General features: G+C 66.7%; 14 protein-coding genes. 7 read left to right on the top strand and 7 right to left on the bottom strand.

Going from position 1 to position 22426, the window contains the following annotated elements:
* Window positions 1-4: 4 nt before the first annotated feature.
* From ABKS89_RS17295 to ABKS89_RS17305, 3 genes are read right to left on the bottom strand one after another with little or no spacing between them, the layout of a single operon-like run.
* The gene (locus ABKS89_RS17295; protein ID WP_348586271.1) at window positions 5-991 is read right to left on the bottom strand and encodes a TauD/TfdA family dioxygenase; all 987 of its coding nucleotides are present in this window, start codon (window positions 989-991) and stop codon (window positions 5-7) included.
* 22 nt (window positions 992-1013) lie between these two features.
* Window positions 1014-1736: a thioesterase II family protein gene (locus tag ABKS89_RS17300; RefSeq protein ID WP_138214345.1), complete on the bottom strand. Its 723-nt coding sequence runs from the start codon at window positions 1734-1736 to the stop codon at window positions 1014-1016.
* A 3-nt stretch (window positions 1737-1739) separates the two neighbouring features.
* Complete coding sequence (locus ABKS89_RS17305) at window positions 1740-1958, bottom strand: MbtH family protein (protein WP_138214346.1); 219 nt, start codon at window positions 1956-1958, stop codon at window positions 1740-1742.
* A 347-nt stretch (window positions 1959-2305) separates the two neighbouring features.
* Between ABKS89_RS17305 and ABKS89_RS17310 the strand changes: the two genes are divergently transcribed.
* Window positions 2306-2842, top strand: coding sequence for an RNA polymerase factor sigma-70 (locus ABKS89_RS17310; RefSeq protein WP_138214347.1), 537 nt, complete (start codon window positions 2306-2308; stop codon window positions 2840-2842).
* A gap of 3 nt (window positions 2843-2845) precedes the next feature.
* Here the strand turns inward: ABKS89_RS17310 and ABKS89_RS17315 are convergent, their stop codons facing one another.
* Entirely contained in the window at window positions 2846-3643 is a 798-nt protein-coding gene (locus ABKS89_RS17315; protein ID WP_348586272.1) for an AraC family transcriptional regulator, read from the bottom strand.
* A gap of 94 nt (window positions 3644-3737) precedes the next feature.
* Here ABKS89_RS17315 and ABKS89_RS17320 point away from each other — a divergent pair, with 94 nt between their 5' ends.
* On the top strand, window positions 3738-4631 hold the full coding sequence (locus tag ABKS89_RS17320) for a DMT family transporter (protein ID WP_348586273.1): 894 nt from the start codon (window positions 3738-3740) through the stop codon (window positions 4629-4631).
* A 96-nt stretch (window positions 4632-4727) separates the two neighbouring features.
* On the opposite strand, the gene ABKS89_RS17325 is transcribed toward ABKS89_RS17320, so the two are convergent.
* Window positions 4728-5783, bottom strand: coding sequence for an NAD(P)H-dependent flavin oxidoreductase (locus tag ABKS89_RS17325; protein WP_348586275.1), 1056 nt, complete (start codon window positions 5781-5783; stop codon window positions 4728-4730).
* Between the two features lie 108 nt (window positions 5784-5891).
* Between ABKS89_RS17325 and ABKS89_RS17330 the strand changes: the two genes are divergently transcribed.
* Window positions 5892-6764, top strand: coding sequence for a LysR family transcriptional regulator (locus ABKS89_RS17330; RefSeq protein ID WP_138214351.1), 873 nt, complete (start codon window positions 5892-5894; stop codon window positions 6762-6764).
* Window positions 6761-7921, top strand: a complete 1161-nt coding sequence (locus tag ABKS89_RS17335) for a YbfB/YjiJ family MFS transporter (protein ID WP_348586276.1) — start codon at window positions 6761-6763, stop codon at window positions 7919-7921. The genes ABKS89_RS17330 and ABKS89_RS17335 overlap by 4 nt, the downstream gene beginning before the upstream one ends.
* Before the next feature lie 73 nt (window positions 7922-7994).
* On the opposite strand, the gene ABKS89_RS17340 is transcribed toward ABKS89_RS17335, so the two are convergent.
* Entirely contained in the window at window positions 7995-8435 is a 441-nt protein-coding gene (locus tag ABKS89_RS17340) for a carboxymuconolactone decarboxylase family protein (RefSeq protein WP_081516986.1), read from the bottom strand.
* Between the two features lie 149 nt (window positions 8436-8584).
* Between ABKS89_RS17340 and pdxR the strand changes: the two genes are divergently transcribed.
* Complete coding sequence (pdxR, locus tag ABKS89_RS17345; protein WP_348586278.1) at window positions 8585-10015, top strand: MocR-like pyridoxine biosynthesis transcription factor PdxR; 1431 nt, start codon at window positions 8585-8587, stop codon at window positions 10013-10015.
* Between the two features lie 311 nt (window positions 10016-10326).
* The gene (locus ABKS89_RS17350; RefSeq protein WP_138214354.1) at window positions 10327-10617 is read left to right on the top strand and encodes a putative quinol monooxygenase; all 291 of its coding nucleotides are present in this window, start codon (window positions 10327-10329) and stop codon (window positions 10615-10617) included.
* A gap of 1 nt (window position 10618) precedes the next feature.
* Here the strand turns inward: ABKS89_RS17350 and ABKS89_RS17355 are convergent, their stop codons facing one another.
* Window positions 10619-11407, bottom strand: coding sequence for an SDR family NAD(P)-dependent oxidoreductase (locus tag ABKS89_RS17355; protein ID WP_348586280.1), 789 nt, complete (start codon window positions 11405-11407; stop codon window positions 10619-10621).
* A gap of 405 nt (window positions 11408-11812) precedes the next feature.
* Between ABKS89_RS17355 and ABKS89_RS17360 the strand changes: the two genes are divergently transcribed.
* The gene (locus ABKS89_RS17360; protein WP_348586282.1) at window positions 11813-22390 is read left to right on the top strand and encodes a cadherin-like domain-containing protein; all 10578 of its coding nucleotides are present in this window, start codon (window positions 11813-11815) and stop codon (window positions 22388-22390) included.
* Window positions 22391-22426 lie beyond the last annotated feature (36 nt).

The following is a 22426-nucleotide window of genomic DNA, read 5'->3' on the forward strand; positions in this document are numbered from 1 at the left end:
ACCTTCAGGCTTGCGCGTCAGCGCCATGCCCTTCCGCCATCGCCACAACTACCTTGCGCGGGCCGCTGAACGGCGAGCGCGCGTGGGCGGCGAGCATGTTGTCGAGCATCAGGACGTCACCGCTGTACCAGGGGAAGCTCACCTTGGCCTCCTCCAGCACGCCGCGGATTTCGTCGAGTACAGAGGGCTCGATAGGGCTGCCGTCGCCGTAGTAGACGTTGCGCGGCAGGTCTTCCTCGTCGACGATTTCCAGCAGGCTTTCGCGCACTTCCGGCGGCAGATTCGAGACGTGGAACAGGTGCGCCTGGTTGAACCAGACCCAGTCGCGGGTGACGGGGTGCTGCGCCACCGCCTGGCAGACCTGGCGGGTACGCAGCTCGCCGTCTTCCTTCCACTCCCAGCCAATCTGGTGGGCCTTGCAGTAGGCCTCGACCACCGCCGGATCATCGCTGTTGAACACCTGCTCCCAGGCCACGTCCAGGCCGTTGCCGAAGTTGCGGGTGTACATCAGCCCGCGTTCGCTGAAGCGGCGACGGATGCCTTCGTCGACCCGGCGGTAGATCTCGCGGCTGTCAGCGATCGGTGTCTCGCCGCCGCTCTGCGCGGCCTGCACGCAGTAAAACCAGATCTTCATCGGCCACTCGCGGGTGTAGGCCTGCTCGTTGTGCAGCGGGATGTGCTGGTGCGGCGGGTATTCGGTAGAGGTGTACACACCGCTGGTGACGTTGCTGCGCGGGGTGGAGCCGAACTCGTAGTTGAGCAGCGAATGGCCGAAGCCGGCGGCGAACTCACGGAAGCGCTCTGCCGCGCCGACCTGGAAACCACGGAAGAGGATGCCGGCGCAGACCGGCAGGCGTTCATCCACCAGAGGGCGCAGCTCGGCCAGGGCGTCGAGCAGGTCGATGCCTTCGCCGCGAGCCTGCACCAGCAGCGGCAGGCCGCCGCGTGCTTCGGCCAGGGGAGCAATGTCGAACAGAGTGGAGCTGGGCATCGGGAGTCTCCGCTTGAATCGATCAGGCCAGCGCCGCGCTGGTCGACTGTCCGGGCTGGCGCAGGTGGCCGAGCAGCAGCTCGAGCAGGCGCGCCTCGCCGGCATTGAGGAAGAAGTGGCCGCCATCGAGCATCTCCAGGGAGAAGCCGGCGCTGGTCTCGTCCTGCCACGCGGACAGGGACTCCACCGAGAGCCGGTCAGCCTTGCCGCCGAACACGTGGATCGGGCAGGCCAGCGGCGCTCGGCGGCGGTAGTCGTAGAGGCCGCACAGGAGGAAGTCGGCGCGCATCACCGGCAGGGTCAGGCGCAGCATTTCCTCGTCGGCGAACACCGCTTCGGGCGTTCCGCCCAGGCGGCGCATGCGCTCGATCAACTGGGCATCGCTCTGCTCCTGCGCCAGCTCGCGATGGCTGTCGCGGCGCGCCGGCGCAGAGGCCGCCGAGGCGAACAGCGCCTGCGGCACCGGCAGGCCGCGCTCACGCAAGGCGTGGGCCAGTTCGAAGGCCAGCAGGCCACCGAGACTGTGGCCGAAGATGGCGTAGGGCTGGTCCAGGCGCGCAGCGATTTCATCGGCCAGCTGGCTGGCCAGGGCGCGCAGGTCGGTCTGCAGGTCTTCGGCGAAGCGCCGGCCACGGCCGGGCAGCTCCACCGGGCAGACTTCGATCCAGCCCGGCAGCTGGCGCTTCCAGCGCGCATAGACCATGGCGCTGGCGCCGGAATACGGCAGGCAGAACAGACGCAGCATGGATCAGTGCCCCGCCGCCTGACCGTCCATCTTCTGTCGCAGGCTGAGCGGGCGCATGTCGGTCCAGTTGGCTTCGACGAAGGCCAGGCACTCGGCCTTGCTCCCCTGCTTGCCGGCTTCGCGCCAGCCGGCCGGGACTTCCTTGTACTGCGGCCACAGCGAGTACTGCTCTTCACCGTTGACCAGCACCTTGTAAACCGCATCTTCGCGATCGAACGCCATCGCCCTTCTCCTTCCGCTGTATGGGATGCCGGCCACCGGCCATTACCGATGTTTTCCAGCTCTGCCAAGAAGACGAGGGAGACAATGAAATAGTTAGTGTTCTCGGATGCGATTAATTCTCATAAGATATGCGCCGGCGAAATTTCCTGGCTTGCCCTTCACCCGAGTGCCGAGAGATCTGACGAATGGATGCGAATGAAAAATCTTCACACTTGTGTGGGAACCCTGTCGCAGAGCGATAGTCGGAGTCTCTCGAATAAATTGATAATAATTATCATTTGATCTAGATTGGCCGCCTCAACCCATGTGGACGTCCCCGCCTCCGCCGCCGCATAGGAAACCCTTGCATGTCCAAGCCAATGCCCGCCGAGTCGCGCCCCGCTCTCCACGAGCTGTTCGCTACCCACCGGCAGACCTTCATCAATGCGGCCGCACGCATCCTCGGCTGCCGCAGCCATGCCGAAGACGTGGTCCATGATGCGTACATCAAGCTCAATGCGAGCGACCTCACTCCCGGCATCCAGTCGCAGAGCGGCTATCTGATGCGCGTGGTGCGCAACCTGGCCATCGACCTCTATCGCCGCCAGGCGCTGGAGAAGCGCTACTCGGGTAGCGAGGAAGAAGGCATGCACATCGCGACGCCGTCCGCGTCACCGGAGATCGAGCACGAGGACCGGCAGACCCTGGAGGCCATCTCCAGCGCCCTGCAGACGCTGCCCGAGCGCACGCGCTACGCCTTCGAGATGTATCGCCTGCACGGCCGCACGCAGAAGGAAATCGCCGAAGAACTGGGCGTCTCCCCGACCCTGGTGAACTTCATGGTGCGCGATGCGCTGATCCATTGCCGCAAGACCCTGAAGGGCCTGGAGGACGGCAAGCTGTAAGCCTCAGCCTTCCGCCAGGGCGCGGAAGGTCGAGCGATACTGCTCCGGCGTGGTGCCCGACAGCCGCCGGAACATCGCGATGAACGCCGAAGGGCTGCTGTAGCCCAGGTTGAAGGCGATCTGCTGTACCCCTTCCCCCGATGCCAGCGCCTCGATGGCGGCGAGAAACCGCAGGCGCTGGCGCCATTCGCCGAACGACATCCCCAACTCCCGCTGACAGGCCCGCGCCAGGGTGCGCTCGGTGCTGTGCACGCGCTCGGCCCATTGCGCGAGGGTGCGGTTGTCGCCGGGCTCGGCCTGCAGCGCGGCCAGCACTTCGCCGAGCGCGCCGCCACTGGCGTACGGCAGGTAGTCGTCGTGGGGCTGCGCGGCCTGCAACTGGTCGATCACCACTTCGGCCAGGCGCTGGTCGGCGGCGCTCTGCGGGATGTTCACCTGGCGTGCGGCGAAGTCGGAGAGGATCGCCTTGAGGATGTCGCTGATGGCCAGGGTGCAGGGGCTCTGCGGCAGCTTGCGCGCCAGTTCGGCGGACACGTAGAGCGAGCGGTAGATGATGGCCTGGCGGTTGTAGCAGCTGTGTTCGAGCCCCGGCGGTACCCACACGGCGTACTGCGGCGGCGAGAGGAAGCGCTGGCCGTCCACTTCCAACTCCATCACCCCGTGGGACGCGTAGTTGAGCTGACCCCAGGCGTGACGATGGCTGGGGGAATGGGTTCCAGCGTCGAACTCGTCGTAGCGGAAGTACAGATCGGCGGGCAGCTGGTCGATGTCGGGAAGCGGGAGCGGCAGTACGCGGGTCATGTCCGAATGCCGGGGTGGATTGTCCGGTTTTCATTATACGTCTGGTTTCGGACGAGCAGACAATACGCTCCGTTATCCCCGGAAGCGTTCCTCCATGAATTACCTGTTCCCCCTGCTGGCCGTGGTCATCTGGTCCGGCAATACCGTCGTCAACAAGCTCGCCGTCGGGCAGATCGCCCCGGCGGAGATCGGCTTCTACCGCTGGGTGCTGGCCGGCGCGCTGCTGACGCCCTTCCTGCTGCGTGCCACCCTCGCCCACTGGCCGGTGATCCGCGCCAACCTGCGCAAGATCGTCACCCTCGGCCTGCTCGGCATGGCCGTCTACCAGTGCCTGGCCTACTACGCCGCCGCGCTGACCTCGGCGACCAACATGGGCATCATCCTCTCGCTGATGCCGCTGATGTCCCTCGCGCTGGCGTCGGTGCTGCTGAGCCACAAGCTGAGCGTCGCTGCCGTGCTGGGAGCGCTGGTCTCGCTGGGCGGCGTGCTGCTGGTGATCACCCAGGGCAACCCGCAGCAACTGATCAGCCACGGCGTGAACCTGGGTGACGGCATGATGATCGTCGCCACCCTCGCCTACGGCGTGTATGGCGTGCTGCTGAAGAAGTGGAACCTGCCCCTGCCGCCGCTGCTGATGCTGTACCTGCAGGTGCTGGTGGCGATTGTCGCGCTGGCGCCGCTGTACCTGGCCTCGCCGCACCATGGCCTGAACGCCGCCAACCTGCCGCTGGTGCTGTATGCGGGCCTGCTGGCCTCCATCGTCGGCGCGCTGGCGTGGATGCAGGGCGTGCAGCGCATGGGGCCGAGCCGCATGTCGCTGTTCTTCAACCTGCTGCCGGTGCTGACCGCTGCCATCGCCGCCGTGGTGCTGGACGAACAGCTGACCAGCTACCACCTGGTGGGCGGCGCGCTGACCCTGGCGGGCGTGCTGCTGGCCGAACTGTGGCGACCGCAGGAGAAGCCCGCCGCCGCCGTCAGCGCACGTTGAGTCGGGGGCTTTTGTAGGGCGCATAACGCGCCAGCATTATCCGCCGTGAATCCGCTGTGAGTGGCTCGGCGGATAACCTGTTCCAGGTTATGCGCCCTACGCTCGACCGGCGTGGAACTCGGTCATCAAGGTCGCGACCAGCTTCGCCGCCGACATTTCCCGCGATAGCGGCGCGCCCTGCCCGGCCCATTGCACGGCAAAGTCCGTGTTGCCCTTGGCGGTCGCGGCGGCGGTCAGCGCCTTGGCGGCGTCATAGGTGATCGGGTAGTCGGGCAGCGCTGGCGCATCAGCACTGCCCAGATCGGTGAACAGCCGGTTGACCATGCCCCGCGCCGCGCGGCCGGAAATCGCCGCTGTCACTTCGGTTCGCTCCCCGCGCTCGACCCGCAGCGCCGCCTTGAACGCGGCGTTGGCCGAGGACTCGTCGGCGGAGATGAACGCCGTGCCCATCTGCACCGCCTGCGCGCCCAGTTCGAACACCGCACGCATGCCCTGCCCGTCCATGATCCCGCCCGCCGCGATCACCGGCAGCCCGGTGCCTTTCACCAGCGTACGGACCAGTGCGAAGGTGCCAATGCGCGCGTCCTTCTCCGGCTCGAACACGCCCCGGTGGCCGCCAGCCTCATAGCCTTGCGCAACGATGGCGTCGATGCCCGCCGCCTCGATGGCGCGACCTTCCTCCAGACAGGTGGCGGTGGCCAGCAGGCGGATGCCGGCGGCTTTCAGGCGGTCGATCCAGTCCTGCGGCGGCAGGCCAAAGTGGAAACTGACCACGGCCGGGCGCGCCTCGATGAGGAATTCCAGCATCTGCGGATCGGCCAGGAAGCTGCGGTAGATCTCGGTGATCTGCGCTGGCGGCCGCGCATCGAACTCGGCGAACAGCGGGCGCAGGTGTTCCAGCCACGCGGCCTCGCGAGCCGGGTCCGCCACGGCCGGGCGGTGGCAGAACAGATTGAGGTTGAGCGGCTTGTCGGTCAGCGCGCGGGTCTGCTCCAGCAGGGCGCGGGCCTGCGTGGCATTGCTCGCGCCCAGCCCGATGGAACCCAGCCCGCCGGCATTGGACACCGCAGCGGCCAGCGCCGGGGTGGATACGCCGACCATGGGCGCCTGGATGATGGGGTGCTGGATGCCGAGCAGTTCGGTGATGGGCATGACGGGGTCCTCGTGGTCGGCAATAGGGCCGACTGGCTGATTGGCACTTGACCAACAATCTCACAAAGAGAATATTAACGGCAACTTGTTCTCTAACGAAGATCAATCATGGATCTCTCCAGCCTGGAAATCTTCCGCTGCGTGGCCGAGGAACAGAGCGTCACCCGCGCCGCCGCCCGCCTGCAACGCGTGCAATCGAACGTCACCACGCGCATCCGCCAGCTCGAGGAAGACCTCGGCGCAGCGCTGTTCCTGCGCGACGGCAAGCGCATGACACTGACCGACCAGGGCCGCGAATTCCTCCGCTACGCCGAGCAATTGCTGGCCCTGGCCAGCGAGGCGCGGCAATCGCTGCACCCGCACAGTGCCACCGGCAGCCTGCGCCTGGGCAGCATGGAGGCCTCCGCCGCCAGCCGCCTGCCCGAACCGCTGGCGCGCTTCCACCGCGCCTACCCCGAGGTGGAACTGCACATGACCACCGGCCACAGCCAGAAGCTGCTCGGCGAAGTGCTGAACCGCCAGCTGGACTGCGCGCTGATCGCCCACCCGGACATCCTTCGCGCCGAGCCGGGCTTCGAAGCGAAGCTGGAGCGCGGTCTGCGCGCAGAACCAGTATTCCGAGAGGAACTGCTGCTGGTGCTGCCGGATAACCATCCGCCGGTACGCCGGCCGGAGGATGTGCAGATTCGTACCCTGGTCGGCTTCACCCGTGGCTGTACCTATCGCCAGCTGGCAGAAGGCTGGCTCAAAGGCGCTCCGCTGGCGGTGCAGGAAGTGGGCTCCTACCACGGCATCCTCGCCTGCGTGAACGCCGGCTCCTGCATCGGCGTGCTGCCGCGCTCGGTGCTGGAGCTGCAACGGGACGTGCCGGACCTGCAGGTGGTGCCGCTGATGGAAGTGGACACCCTGCTGATCTGGCGCGATGGCTACGCCACCGGCGCCTTCCAGCGCTGGCGGGAAACCCTGGAGGCACGCCCATGAGCCGCGCTCGTCGCCTGCCCGCCGCGTTGTCGGCGGCACTGATCCTGGCCGTCGGCATGGGCTTCGGCCGCTTCGCCTTCACTGGACTCTACCCGTTGATGGTGCGCGACGGAGTGCTCAGCGTCACCGGCGGCTCCCTGGCTGCCTCGGCCAACTACGCCGGCTATCTGCTTGGCGCGCTGCTGCTGGCACGCAGCCACGAACGGCATGCCGCGCGCATCTGCGTGATCGCGCTGGTCGGCACCTTGGCTACCCTCGCCGCCATGGCTGTTCCGGCACCGGCCTGGTTCGCCATCGGCGTGCGCCTGCTGGCCGGCGTGCTCAGCGCCATGGCGCTGGTCAGCGCCGCGCAGTGGCTGTTGCAGAGCATGGGCGAAAGCCATGGCGCACCGATGATGTTCGCTGGCGTGGGGATCGGCATCCTGGTCTCGGCGGAGCTGATCGCCGCTGGCAACGCCTTCGGCCTGGGCAGCGCGGCGATCTGGTGCGTGCTGGCGCTGGCCGGGCTGGTGCTGTCGCTGCTGGCCGCGCCTGCGCTCGGCCGGGAAGCGCCGGCCAGGCCGCATCAGGCAGTGAACGGAGCGGGGCCGGCTCCGGAGCTGTCCGCGCCGATCATCCTGCTGGTCTACGGGCTGGCCGGCTTCGGCTACATCATCACCGCCACCTACCTGCCGCTGCTGATGAAGAGTGGCCTGGGCGCCATCGACCCGTTGCAGGTCTGGGCCGCGTTCGGCCTCGGTGCTGCGCCATCCTGCTTCCTCTGGCATCGCCTGCACCTGAAGCTGGGCGGCCGGCGCGCATTGGCGCTGAACCTGCTGGTGCAGGCAATGGGCGTGATGCTGCCGGCGCTGGGCGACTCCGCCTTCCTTTACCTGGGCAGCGCGGTGCTGGTGGGCGGCAGCTTCATGGGCACCGTGACCATCGCCATGCCAGCGGCCCGAGCGGTGGCCTCGCAGGTGCGCTTCAACATGCTCGCGGCGATGACGGCGCTGTATGGCGTCGGGCAGATCGTCGGGCCACTGGCCGCCAGCGCCCTGCGCGGGCTGACCGGCAGCTTCATCCCGGCGCTGGGGGCTGCGGCCAGCGCGTTGCTGGTTGGGGCGCTGTGCTGTCTCCCCCTGCGTCACGCCGAGGTGGAGCCCACGCAGGGCGCATAACCTGGAACAGGTTATCCGCCAGCTGCCGCGCGGCGGATAACGCTGGCGCGTTATGCGCCCTACAAGGTGCAACTCACGCAGGCGGCTGCTGGCGGAAGGACACGCCCAGGCGGTTCCACACGTTGATCGCGCCGATGGCCACGGTAAGGTCCACCAGCTCCCGCTCGCTGAACTGCTCGCGGGCGAGCTGGAAGACCTCCAGCGGCACCTTGGATTCAGACAGCAGCGTCACTGACTCGCACCAGGCCAGTGCCGCGCGCTCGCGCTCGGTGAAGAACGGCGACTCACGCCAGACGCTGACGGCGAACAGGCGCCGCTCGGTCTCGCCGTTGCGGCGCGCTTCCATGGCGTGCATGTCCGCGCAGAACGCGCAGTTGTTCACCTGCGATACCCGCAGGCGCACCAGTTCCAGCAGCGGCTTCTCCAGCGACAGCTCGAAGATCGCGGCTTCCAGCGCCAGCACCGCCTTCAGCGCTTCCGGCGAGGCGGTGTAGTAATCCAGGCGTGGCTCCATGACGGCACTCCAGAAGTTGACCGTGCCATTGTGCGCCGAGGCGTGCCAGCCACAAGTGACCAATCCGCGGAATTTCGACCGCGCAACTTCACCGCGCCCCGCGCCGGCGCTACGCTTGCGCCACTGCCCAGAAGCTGCGGAGTTCGCCCTTGGAGCTGCACCTGATCATCCACGGCCAGAAGGATCTCGCCGGGCAACTCTATCGCCAGCTGCGCGAAGCCATCGACTCCGGCCGCCTCGCCGCCGGCACCCGCCTGCCGCCCAGCCGGCTGTTGGCCGAACAGTTGGGCATCTCGCGCAAGACCATCTCCGACACCTACGCCCAGCTCACCTACGAAGGCGTGCTGGTGGGCAAGATCGGCAGCGGCACCTTCGTCAACACCCATCTGCCGCGCCACGACCGGCGCCAGGACGGCGTGCGCTTCGCCAGCCAGGACAACATCGAACGCTGGGCCAATCTCGACACGCGCCTGCGCCACCCCGGCGCGGGCACGGCGAAGGCCGACTTCATCGGCGGCGCCACCACCCAGCTGCAGTTCCCCCAGGAGGAATGGCGGCGCTGCGTGAACCATGCCTTGCGCCAGATGACCGGCCTGCGCGGGCACTACAGCTCGCCCGAAGGCATCGCCCCGTTGCGCGACGGCATCGCCCGGCACATTTCCTATGCCCGTGGGGTGAACTGCCAGCTGGACGACGTGATGGTCTGCAACGGCGCGCAGCAGGCGCTGGACCTGCTCGCCCGCGTCATGCTCCGCCCCGGTGACAAGGTGGCCATGGAAGACCCCGGCTACACCCCGGCGCGGCTGATCTTCCAGACCCTCGGCGCCGAGGTGGCCAGCGTGCCGGTGGACGCCGAGGGCATCTGCGTCGACCTGATCCCCGACGGTACGCGGATGATCTACACCACGCCGTCGCACCAGTTCCCGCTGGGCATGCCGATGAGCCCGGCACGCCGCGAGACCTTGCTCGCACGCGCCCGGGAACTGGGCGCACTGGTGATCGAGGACGACTACGACAGCGAATTCCGCTACGAAGGCCGGCCCACCGACGCGCTGCAGAGCCTCGACCGTCACGGCGTGGTCGCCTATATCGGTACCTTCTCCAAGGTGCTGCTGCCGGAACTGCGCCTGGGCTACCTGATCCCGCCGCCCAGCCTGTTCACGGCGCTGGTGCGGGCGCGGCAGATTTCCGACTGGCACAGCTCGACGCTGCCGCAGTGGGCGTTGGCCAAGTTCATCAGCGAGGGCTACCTGCTCAAGCACATCCGCCGCTGCCACGGCATCTACGCCGGGCGCCGCGAGCGCATCCTGGCGCGGCTGGCGGGCGACCTGTCGCCCTGGCTGGAAGCGGTGCCGTCGGTGGCCGGCTTCCACCTCACCGCCCTGCTGCGCGAGCCGGTCAACGTGGCACTGCTCTGCGAACTGGCGCGCAAGGTCGAGGTCGGCCTCTACGGGCTGGCGCCCTTCCATCATCAGGCGCCGGTGCGCGACGGCCTGCTGCTGGGTTTCGGCGCCATCGACACGCTGGACATCGACCCGGCGCTGGACAAGGTGCGCGACCTGTTGCAGCAGTTGGCCTGAGCCTGGTTATCCCTCATACGCGCCCTGGAGCGCAGGAGCGGGCTCTTTCCACGATCAGTTCCGGCCGCTCCGTGCCTATCCGGCTGACAGCATTCCTGGTTTGTCCCCTGCCAAACCCTGCCTCCGGCGTACCAGCGTCCCGTGGATGCCCCCCATCACTGGATTGGCCCGGCGGTTTTCCCCGGAATTGGCGGTTCAGCCAGAAGCGGCGCGGCCGTAACCTTTCCGCATCGGTTTTGAAAGCCGGTTCCGGCCTTTACCGGACCCCAGCGTCAGCGCCCAATGGCCACCCAGCACAAAGGAGCCTCGCCATGTCCCCGTCCGCCATTGCCATCGTTCGCGTCCAGGCATTCCCCGGCCAGGCTGCCGCGCTGGGCGAGCATCTCACTCAATTGGTCGGCCAGGTCCGCCAGCAACCCGGCTGCCAGGGCAGCGAGTTGCAGGAATTGGCCGCCGACCGCTGGCAGGTGCTCACCCGCTGGGCCAGCCAGGCCGAGCTGGAGGCGCATCTGGCCGGCCCGAAAGCGCAGCAGTGGCTCGGCCAGCTTGGCTGTGGCGACCTGGCACTGGGGCTGGAGTTCGAAAGCCGCAGCGCCGACTGACTCAGAACGCCGTGCGCACCAGCCCGCCATCCACCCGCAGCGCCGCGCCGTTGGTGGCCGAGGAAAGCTCCGAGCAGACATAGATCACCAGGTTGGCGATCTCCTCGGGACGGGCGAAGCGCTGCAGCAGCGAGCCCGGCCGCGCGGTGCGGAAGAACTCCGCCTCGAATTGCTCGAACGGCTGGCCGCCGGAGAGCTTGTCGACGAAATCACCCACGCCCTCGGACGCGGTCGGCCCCGGCAGCACGGCGTTCACCGTCACCCCGGTGCCCGCGCAGTATTCGGCCAGACCGCGGGACAGGCCGAGCTGGGCGGTCTTGGTGACGCCGTAATGAATCATTTCCAGAGGAATCTGGATGCCGCTCTCGCTACTGATGAACACCACCCGCCCCCAGTTCTTCTGCTTCATGCCCGGCAGGTAGGCACGGGACAGGCGCACACCGGACAGCAGGTTGACGTCGAGGAAGCGCAGCCATTCCTCGTCGGCAATTTCCTCGAAGGGCTTGGGATCGAAGATACCCAGGTTGTTCACCAGCACATCCAGCGCCGGGTAGCGCTTCACCAGCGCGGCAATCTGCTGCGGGTCAGAGAGGTCACCGGCGAAACCCTCGACCTTCGCATCGGCCTGCCCGTCGCGGATGCGCGCCAGGGCATCGTCCACCGAGGCCTGGCTGCGGCCATTGAGGATCACCCTCGCCCCTTCGCGGGCCAGGCCCTGGGCAGTGGCGAAACCGATGCCCTTGGTCGAACCGCTGACCAGGGCGAGCTTGTCTGACAGGTGCAGATTCATGGTGCCTCCAACGGTGGGAAAGACAGGACCCGGTAGTGAACCGGGGAGCGAAGGAAGGAAAGAGAATAGGCGCTGGTTTCCACCCGCTGCCAGTTGCTCCCGAGCAACACTCCAGAAAAGCCAGCGCCCGCCGATCGTCATCAGTACGCGCCACGCTCGGCACAACCCCCCACAAGCTCTAGATCGGGCAATTCGCCCGACTCCTGTCCAGATGCCTTGTCTGACGGGCCTTTCGCCATCTCTTTGTATGATCGCTGTTACATTTCCGCGACATTTTCAGTGCCAATGTGTCGGTTATGTCCCTGTTCTGCTGGCGAAAATTCCAATCCCGACTAGCGTCAATTCCGTAAGCAGATATGCGTAGGACTGCTTTTCTCTGGGGATTTACCAGCCGGAAATAGGGAAATGCAGGCCAAATACCGCTCGAAGCTCTTCCAGCCAGTCGCCCACGCCCTGGCCCTGGAACAACGCATCCTGTTCGACGGCGCCGCCGCCGCCGCCGTCGATCAGCAGCATCACGACAGCACCGCTGCCGAGGCGAAGGACACGGCCAAGCCGGCCACCGCCGTCGAGGCACGCGCGCAGGCAGCCGCACCCACGCAGACGGCGCCGCGCAACCTGGTGGTGATCGATGCCCGCCTGGAGAACCGCGACCAGCTCGCCGCCAATCTGCCGGTGGGCACCACCGCGCTGGTGGTGGACGCCGGGCAGGACGCCGTCGCGGCCATCAGCAACGCGCTGACGCAACTGGGCAAGGTCGACTCGATCCAGATCTTCTCCCACGGCGCCACCGGCCAGTTCACCCTGGGCAACCAGACCTTCACCAGCCAGAGCGTCGACCAGCTCGGCGATCGCCTGAGCGCCTGGCGCGGCGAGCTCAATGCCGGTGCGGACATCCAGCTCTATGGCTGCGACGTCGGCGCTGGCAGCGCCGGACAGGCGCTGGTCAACGAGCTGGCGCGCTGGACCGGCGCGGACGTCGGAGCCTCCAGCAATGCCACCGGTTCCACTGGTGCGGGCGGCGACTGGAACCTGGAAGTGCGCGCGGGCGACGTGGACAAATCCATCGCCCTGAGCGCCGATACCCTGGTGAGCTTCCAGGGCCTGCTGGCCGATGCCAGCCCCACCGTGGCCATGGGCAGCGGCGGCTCAACGGTGCGCCTGGGCGATACCTTCACCTTCGACGTCATCTTCAGCAACCCGTCTACCCAGGTTGGCTACGCGCCCTACATTGACCTGTTCATGCCGGCCACCGGCCGCGACGGCGATGACGGCGCCACCTTTGTTTCCGCCACCTACCTGGGCCAGGCGGTGAACAGCTACGTACTCACCTTCGACGCCAGCGGCAATGCCACCCATCCCCTGGCCAAGGATGCCAACGGCAATGCCCTGGTAATCAACGCCGCCAGCGTCGGCATGAAGCCCGGCGACCAGATGGTCGTGCTGCAGTTGCCCTACGCCAGCGTCACCAGCGGCCAGCCAGCCATCGACATCCAGATCACCGCGCAACTGAGCAACCTGGCCGATACCAGTTATTCCGACGGTGCGCCCAACCTCACCATCAATGCCCGCGGCGGCTTCGAGTACGGCAACGATTCGCTGAACAACCCGGCGCAGGACCCGACCCTGGTGGAGGCCGCGCTGCACAGTTTCGTGGTCACCCCGACGCTGCTGTCAGTAACCCAGACGGTGAATATGCCCGAGGGCGAAACGGTCACCGGGCCGAACTTCACCCGTACCGAAACGGTGACCGTGACCCCGGCTACCGGCCAGACCCTGAACAACGTGACCGTCACCCAGACGGTGCCCGACCAGGTCCACGTCAGCTCCATCACCCCGGGCCCCGGCGGCACCCTGGCGTCGATCACCCTGCACGACGGCACCGTGCTGACCAACCCGACGCTGATCGCCGCGGCGCTGAACAACCCTAACACCTTCGTCGCCAGCTACACCATCCACTACGACACCCTGACCGGCCCCAGCACCACCCAGGTCGGTTTCTATGTGCCGGAGATCGACGCGGCCGGGCGACCGGTGCTCGACCCCGCCACGGGCAACCCGCGCACCATCACCTTTGGTACCGCCACGGTGAACGGCGACTGGAACCCGCTGGACACGCGCGACCGACCTACCGACCCGGACGGCTATCCCTTCACCGTCACCGGGGACGGCGCGGGGATCACCTTCGTCGCCAAGTCGATCACCCTGCTCAAGACGGTGAACCTGCAGACCGACGTCGGCACTCCCGGCATCACCCCCGGCGACACCCTGCGCTACACCATGGACGTGGCCATCTCCGACTTCTACGCCTTCGGCAAGAACATCCTCGGCCAGGGTACCTTCACCGTCACCGACCAGCTCAGCGACGGCCAGACCTTCTCCGCCGCCAACGCGCCCACCATCGTCATCCAGCAACACGGTGCGTCGCAGGTCATCCCGGTGATCTACACCGCCACAGTGAATGCCGATGGCAGTACCACCATCGTCTTTGATATCGGTGCTTCCATCGCTGCAGCCATCCAGGGGCCGGGCGTCTATGCGCTGTTCGGCGATCTCTGGGACGATGATGTGCAGGAAGGCGCCACGCGGATGTCCATCGTCTACGACGCCACCATCGACACCACCTACACCTCCGACCACCCGCCCCATGACCAGCTCAACGAGGGCGACAGCGTCAGCAACAATGCAACGGTGGATGCCACCGTGCTGCGCGACTCGCTGAACATCGGCGGCGAGCAGACCGACGGCTCCGGCACCACCAGCACCATCGACACCTCCAACATCGATATCACCCTGACCCAGGTGAACGGCGGCAACCCGCCGGCCAACGGCGAACTGCGTCCCGGCGACGTGGTCACCTTCACCATTACCTACGACCTGCTGGTGGCGGACTACGAGAACTTCAAGCTCACCGCCTACCTGCCGTTGCCGCTGCTCAACGCAACGGGCATCAACTGGAGCATCGGCAACGGTGTCGGCCAGTGGAGCTTCGGCGCCGGCAACAGCATCCTCGACGTGCCCGACAGTGTCACCACCGGGGCCGGCAACTCGATCATCTTCGACTTCGGCAACTATGTTTCCGGCGGCCTCAACGGCGGCACCGTGCAGGTGCGCTTCACCATGGTGGTCGGCGATCAGCCCTATGCCGACCAGCGCGAACTCGACGTGCTGGCACAGTCCAGCCAGACCACCACCATCGACAAGACGCCGCTGATTTCCTCGGATGTCGCGGTCATCGAATCGGTCGCCGAACCGGTGCTGGACATCAAGCACGGCGTGGTTTCCACCACCAACGGCACGGTCACCGGCACCACCGGCACCTGGGCCCAGCCGGGTACCACCGGTGTTCCCTTCAGCGGCAGCGTCACCAGCCTGGCGGCCGTGGACGGCAACGTCAGCGGCATCGACGGCGCCGATACACTGCGCCTGGCCACGGCGATCAAAAACAGCGGTGGCGGCGGCGCCTACGATGTGACCACCAGCATCACCCTGCCGGCGGGCCTGGCCTTCGTCGGCGGCGGTCTGTCGACGGCCAACCTGCAGATCTATCGCGGCGACGGCACTCTGCTGGTACTCAACACCGACTACAGCGTCAGCGGCAACAGCATCACCTTCATCGACCGCAACAACCAGGGCGCCCTGCTCGCCGGCCGCGCCGGTGCCCCTGACGGCAACGACGCCGCCGGGCGCAATGTGGTGGTGATCACCTACGACGTCACCGTGAGCAACGCCATCCTCGCCTCCAGCACCCTGCAAAGCAGCGCGGCGCTGACCCACTACGCCAGCGTTGAGGGCGGGCAGGACTTCACTCCGGTGGACATCGTCGAAGTCGCCAACCAGCAGGTGGCCGCGCCGACCATCACCAAGACCTACCAGGACGGCAGCCTCACCAACGACGACTCCAGCGCCGGCCACACCAGCGGCAGCAACCTGGTGATCGGCGAGAAAATGACCTACGACATCGTCGTCACCCTGCCCGAAGGCAGCACCGCCAACCTGCGTCTTTCCGACCTGATCCCGCCGGGGCTGCGCCTGGACCTCACGGCCTTCGGCGGTGCGGGCTACCAGATCATCTACAACGCCGCAGACAACGGCATCGATCCGTTCAGCGGCGCGCTCACGCAGGCCTTCGCCGGCTCTGTCAACGTCCTCACCTTCAGCGGCGACGGTAGCGATGGCGGCGACCTGAACCTGCTGTTCAGTGCCGCCGGCTCCACGGCAGACAACAACATCGGCAACAACGCCTTCGTCATCCGCCTGGTGCTGGTGGCGAGCAACGTGCAGAGCAACCAGCAGGGCGTCACCCTGAACAACGGCGCGCAGCTGACCTATAGCGACCCCGACGGCGATACCCCCAACGGCGCCACGGCGGTGGACCGCACCGTCGCCAGCCCGCAGCAGCCTTCGGTGACCATAGTCGAGCCGACCCTCACGGTGAGCCAGCAGGTCACCTCCACGCCCACCTACGGCGGCTTCGACGAAGGCGACACGGTCACCTACACCATCACCATCAGCAACACTTCCGGCACCAATGCCTTCGATCTCAGTCTGCTGAACATACTGCCCACGCAGCTGGACAACATCGTGATCACCGGCAAGGTCTACAACGGCGCCACCAACAACGGCGGCGTGGACTTCATCATCCAGAACGGCCAACTGGTCACCGCCAGCGGCGCCAACATCGATATCGCCAATGGCGGCAGCATCATCATTTCCCTCTCGGGCGTGGTGAACGACACGGCAGCCGGCCAGGCAGTCATCACGAACAACGTCGTGGTGCGCTGGACCAGCCTGGACGGCCTGAGCAACACCACCGACACCGGCGCGGGCGAGCGCGGCGGCGACGACGGACTGCTCAATTCCGGAGTGCTCAACGACTACCGGCAGATCAGCACGCTGCTGATTCCCGTCACCAATGGCATCCAGGTCTCCCGCGTCGGCGGCCTCGACGCCACGCCGCCAGCGACCAACTCCTCCGGCGCCACCGATACCGCCGGCCTGGAAGAAACCGTAGTGGTCGGCGAGATCGTCCGCTACCGCGTGGCGATCGTAGTGCCCACCGGCGTGAACCCCAATTACCAGATCCGCATCGAGTTGGCTCCCGGGCTGGAGTTCATCCCCGCCGACCTCAACAACATCCTTATCGCCCTGGGTTCCAGCGCCATTGGCGGCCTCACCACCGACGCCACCGACCTGATCAGCGGCGGCACCCTGGGCATGGTCGGCAACCAGAACAGTGACGTATCGCTGCCGATCCATCCCGACCTGTCCGGCGACAAGCCCACCGGCATCTTCAACATCAACAGCGGGCGCCTGCAGATTTCCCCTGATGGTCGGACCATCACCTTCAACCTGGGCAACCTGACCAACAACGAGATCAACGACGGCGATATCGAAGGGGTGATCCTGGAATTCAACGTGCGCGTCGCCAACATCGCCAGCAACCAGTCCGGCGCGCAGCTGAGCATGAATGTGTTCGAACATGTCGGTGCCGGCGCCGGGGTCGACCGCGGGCACAGCGCCACGATCTTCGAGCACGTGGTAGAGCCAGGTTTCACCGGCATGGACAAGTCGGTCATCGACATCGCCACCGGCAGCGTCGCCGGCACGACCCAGGCGACGGTCTCGGTCAGCTTCACCCAGAACGGCGAAGTACCGGCCTACAACGTCGTGCTGCGCGACCAGTTCCCCAACGGCAGCGACTACGCGATCCAGAGCATCGTCATCAACGGCACCAGCTACACCACCGGCAACCTGCCGGCGGGCGTCACCGCCAGCGTGGTGGGCGGCCAGGTGGTGCTCAACTTCGACCAGCTGAACGTCAACGACAAGGTACAGGTGATCTACAGCGTCACCCTGCCCAACACCATCGTTCCCGACGACGTCACCAGCTCTGCGGTCCTGACCTGGACCAGCCTGCCCACCAGCTTCGAGAACGCCGGCTGGGGCGGCTCGCTGCCACTGACCGCCGGCGGCGCCGATGGCGAGCGCACCGGCCAGGACGGCGTCAGCGGGCTGAACAATTACATCCTCAGCGATGGCGCCGGCATGGGCGTGGTGCAAGGCACCCTGTGGGATGACACGAAGTCCGCCACCAACAGCATCACGCCCGACGGCCCCGGCCTGGGCGGCATTGACGTGACCCTGACCTGGGCCGGCGACGACGGCGTGTTCGGCAACGCCGACGACCGCACCTTCAGCACGGTGACCGCCGCCGACGGCACCTACCAGTTCGCCATCCTGCCCTCAGGCAATTACCTGGTGGCGGTGGCGCAGAACTTCGCTCAGGCGAGCAACAACCGCTTCCACGTGCGCGTCGACACCGACAGCGGGACTGCCACCGTCGGCCTGGGCAACATCAACCTGAACCTCGCCGAAGGCGCCATCGGCATCGCCAATGCCGGCTACGTGCATATCAACGAAGCGCCGATCAACACCGTCGCCGACCAGCATGGCCAGGAAGACACGGTGCTGCACATCGTCGGCCTGGCCACCAGCGACGTGGACGTCGACGCCGGCAATGCCAACGGCATCATGACCGTCACCCTCAGCGTGGTCCACGGCGTGCTCTGGCAGACCGGAACGGCACCAGGGCCGAACGACGCCCCGCCTGCCGGCGCCGGTCGCACCCTGGTGCTCACCGGCACCCTGCAGCAGATCAACGTGTTGCTCAGCCAGATCTATTACAAGGGCGACCAGGACTTCAACACCGCCCGCAATGCCGAAACCCTCACCATGGTCACCAACGACCAGGGTAATTTCGGTGACGCGGACGGCGACGGCATCCCCGGCGAAAACCCCGACGACGCCCTGAAAGACACCGACACCCTGAACATCGTCATCGACCCGGTGAACGATGCGCCCATCGCCCATGACGACATCGCCATCGCGGTGGAAGCCGGCGGCCTGAACAACAACGCTCCGGGTGTCGACCCCACCGGCAACGTGCTGGACAACGATACCGACGTCGACATCCAGACCAACAACGATGTCCTGCGCGTCACTCACATCGCCAGTGTCGTCAACACCACCGGCATCGCCGTCACCCTGGGTAGCCCCGTCGTGATCCAGGGCCGCTACGGCACCCTGACCATCACTGCCACCGGCGGTTTCCAGTACGTGGTCGACAACAACAATGCCGAGGTGCAGGCGTTGCGCACCGCAGGCGACTTCATCATCGACACCTTCCAGTACACCGTCAGCGACCTCGGTGGACTGACCAGCCAGGCGTTGATCACCGTCGACATCCACGGCGCCAACGACACACCGGTGGCGCAAAACGACACCGGTGCCGCCATCGAAGCCGGCGGCACCAACAACGGCACCCCCGGCAGCGATGCCGTCGGGAACGTTCTGGACAACGACAGTGACGTGGACGCAATAGTCTACGGCGAGACCAAGGCCGTCAGCCTGGTCCGCTTCGACGGCACCGGCGGTGGCGCTATCCTGCCGGTCGCCCCCGGCTCACCGACCACCGTTGCGGGCCTCTACGGCAGCCTGACGATCAACTCCGACGGCACCTATCGCTACGTGGTGGACAACAACAATCCCGTGGTCCAGGCGCGGTCCCCCAGCGACCCTCTCCTCTCCGAGCAGTTCACCTACCAGGTCACCGACAAGGGCGGCCTGAGCGCCATCGCCACCCTCACCATCACCATCCAGGGCGCCAACGACGCGCCGGTGGCAGTGGACGACCACGGCAGCGCCACGGCCGGCGCCAGCGACGGCAGCCCGGCACCGGTCAACGCCAGCGGCAACGTGATCACCGGTAACGCCGGGGTGGGCACTGACACTGACGTCGACAACGTCGACCGGCCCAACGCCGACAAGCTCAAGGTCGACGGCGTGCGCTCCGGCCTGGAAAGCGCCGGCGGCACCCTGACCGGTGTCGTCAACGGCATCACCACCAACATCGCCGGCACGGTCGCCCGGCTGGCCAACGGCAGCATCATCAGCGGCAACTTCGGCCAGCTCAGCCTGAACGACGACGGCACCTACACCTTCGTGGTCAACAGTGCCGATCCGGCCATCCAGGCACTCACGGCGAACCAGAGCCTGGACGTCATCTTCACCTACCGCATCCACGACACCGGCGGGTTGACCGACCAGGCGCAGCTGGTGATCACCGTACTCGGTGTGAATGACCCGCCCGTCGTGCAACCCGTCGTGATCCACGCCACCGAGGCCGGCGGCCTCCTCAACAACGTCGCAGGCCTCGACCCGACCGGCAGTATCCGGGGCTCCTATGTCGATCCCGACGGCGATGTCCTGACCATCACCGCCGTGGTCAACCCCAACGGCGTCAGCGGCAACGTGGGGGCGGACCTGGCGGGCAACTACGGCGTACTGCTGCTCAACGCCGACGGCAGCTACCGTTTCGTGGTCAACAACCTCGACCCGGCGGTGCAGTCGCTGCGTACCTACAACGACACGCTCAGCGAAGTCTTCACCTACAGCGTCAGCGACGGGAACGGCAAGACGGTCACCCGCACGTTCACCATCATCATTCACGGGCAGAACGATACCCCTATCGCCGCCGACGATACCGGGACCGCCATCGAGGCCGGCGGCACGCTGAACACCACGCCCGGAGCGCCCGCCACCGGCAACGTGTTGCCCAACGATCTGGATGTGGACGGCGCGGCTTACGGAGAAACCCATGTGGTCGACGCTGTGCGCACCGGCACCAAAGGCGCCGGCGGCACGCTGATTGACCTGACCGCCAGCGGCGGCGTGATCGCTGGCACCTACGGCACCCTGACCCTCAATGCCAACGGCACCTATACCTACACCGTCAACGACAGCCTGGCCGCCGTGCAGGCACTGAAGAACGGTGATTCGCTGACCGAAGCCTTCACCTACCGCATGCACGACACCGCTGGCGCCAGCTCCATCGCGCAGTTGACCATCACCATCGAAGGCCGCTACGACGCCCCGGTGGCCAACGACGACATCAACTACGCGGTGGCCAACCTCGACGGCAGCGGCGGGCGGAACCCCGCCGGCAACGTGATCACCGGCCTGACCGGGATCTTTGCCGGCATCGGTGCCGACACCGACGTCGATGCCGGCGACCACATGCGCGTCACCACCATCGCCGTCGGCCCGGAAGGCGCGCAGGTAAACACCGTGACGGTGACACCCGGCAGCCCGCAGACCATCGTCGGCGCGTTCGGCACCCTGGTGATCAATGCCGACGGCAGCTACCAGTACTTCGTCGACAGTACCAACCCAGACATCATCTCCCTCGGCCCGCTGGCCTTCGCCCTGGAATCCTTCACCTATCAGGTCACCGACGATGGCGGACTGAATGACCAGGCCACACTGATCATCCTGATCCGCGGGCGCAACGAACCACCAGTGACCGAACCCGATTTCGGCTCCGCCGTGGAGGACGGCGGCCTGCACAACAACGTGCCGGGCAGCAATCCATCGGGCAACGTGCTGGCCAACGACACCGATCCGGACACCATCACCACCATCCCGCAGGACGTGATGCATGTGGTCTCCTACTGGGCCGGCGACGGCCCCCTTCCGCCCGATGCCAGCGTTCCCGGCCAAAGCCTGCGTGGCCAGTACGGCACCCTGACGCTCAACGACGACGGCAGCTGGAGCTACGAGCTGGACAACTCCCTGCCGGAAGTCGAAGCCCTGCGTGCCAGCGGCCAGACCCTGCAGGACAAGTTCACCTACCTGGGTGCGGATATCTGGGGCGGCGCCACGCCCGGCCTGCTGACCATCACCATCGACGGGCGCAACGACACGCCCATCGCCAGTGACGACAACGCGCAGGCGGTGGAAGCCGGCGGTGTCAACAACGGCACGCCCGGCATCGACCCGCGCGGCAACGTGCTGGACAACGACACCGACGTCGACGGCGTGCAGTACGGCGAAACCAAGTCGGTCGTGGACTTCACCAACCAGAACGGCAGTACGGCCAATGCCGGCAGCGTCCTGCAAGGCCTCTACGGCAAGCTGGTCATCAATGCCGACGGCAGCTACGAGTACCGCGTCGACAACGACAACCCCACCGTGCAGGCCATGCGCAGCGCCAACGAGAAGCTGCAGGAAGTCTTCACCTACCGCATGCGCGACACCGCTGGCGCCACCTCGGACGCGCGCCTGACCGTGGTCATCCAGGGCGCCAACGACAACCCGGTGGCACGCGACGACAGCAACAGCGCCACCGACCAGACGCCGGCCCCGCAGGCCACCGGCAACGTGCTGCCCAACGACAGCGACGTGGATGGCGGCGACTCGCTCACCGTCACCGGCATCCGCACCGGCCAGGAAACCGGCAGCGGCACTGCGGGTGTGATCGGCCAGCCGATTGCCGGGCGCTACGGCACGCTCGTGCTCAACGCCGACGGCAGCTACACCTACACCATCGACCTGACCAATCGCGAAGTGCTGGCGGCAGCAGGCCTGGGGCAAGTACTCAAGGACTACTTCACCTACACCATCAGCGACCTGGCCGGCGCCACCGACGATGCCGTGCTGACCATTACCCTGGACATCGCCACACCGTACATCCCGCCGGGCCCGCATTTCGACCGCTTCGGCGACGACGGCTACCCGCGTGACCGCCTCCCGGACGTAGACCCGGCGATCTTCGTGCAGCCGGTGGTCGAGCGCATCGACGATCGCCTGTCGCTGTCCAACTGGGGCGCCGACGGCAGCAACATCGACATCTTCGCCACGCCGGAAATCGAGAGCCCGTCGCTGGGCTCACAGCTGGGCCAGGTCAAGGGCCAGTTCGTCGCCCGCGCCGTGGCCGAAAGCCGCCGCGCGGCAACTCTGGACAAGAACTGGGTGGACGGCCGCCACGGCGTCATCAGCCTCAGCGCCGACGGGCTGTTGCCCGACCCGTCGATCTGGGCGCCCTTCCCCGCCGACATGGTCGGCAAGGCTGACAAAGCGCAGAACACCCAGGGCTTCCGTGCCCAGCTGCGCGAGGCCGCCCAGCGTCGGAGCGGCCAATGAGGAACTCGCGACTCTTTAGGATCGATCAAGGACAGA

Origin of the sequence: Pseudomonas sp. LABIM340, from assembly GCF_040017195.2 — a bacterium.
In the GTDB taxonomy this organism is placed as follows: Bacteria; Pseudomonadota; Gammaproteobacteria; order Pseudomonadales; family Pseudomonadaceae; genus Pseudomonas.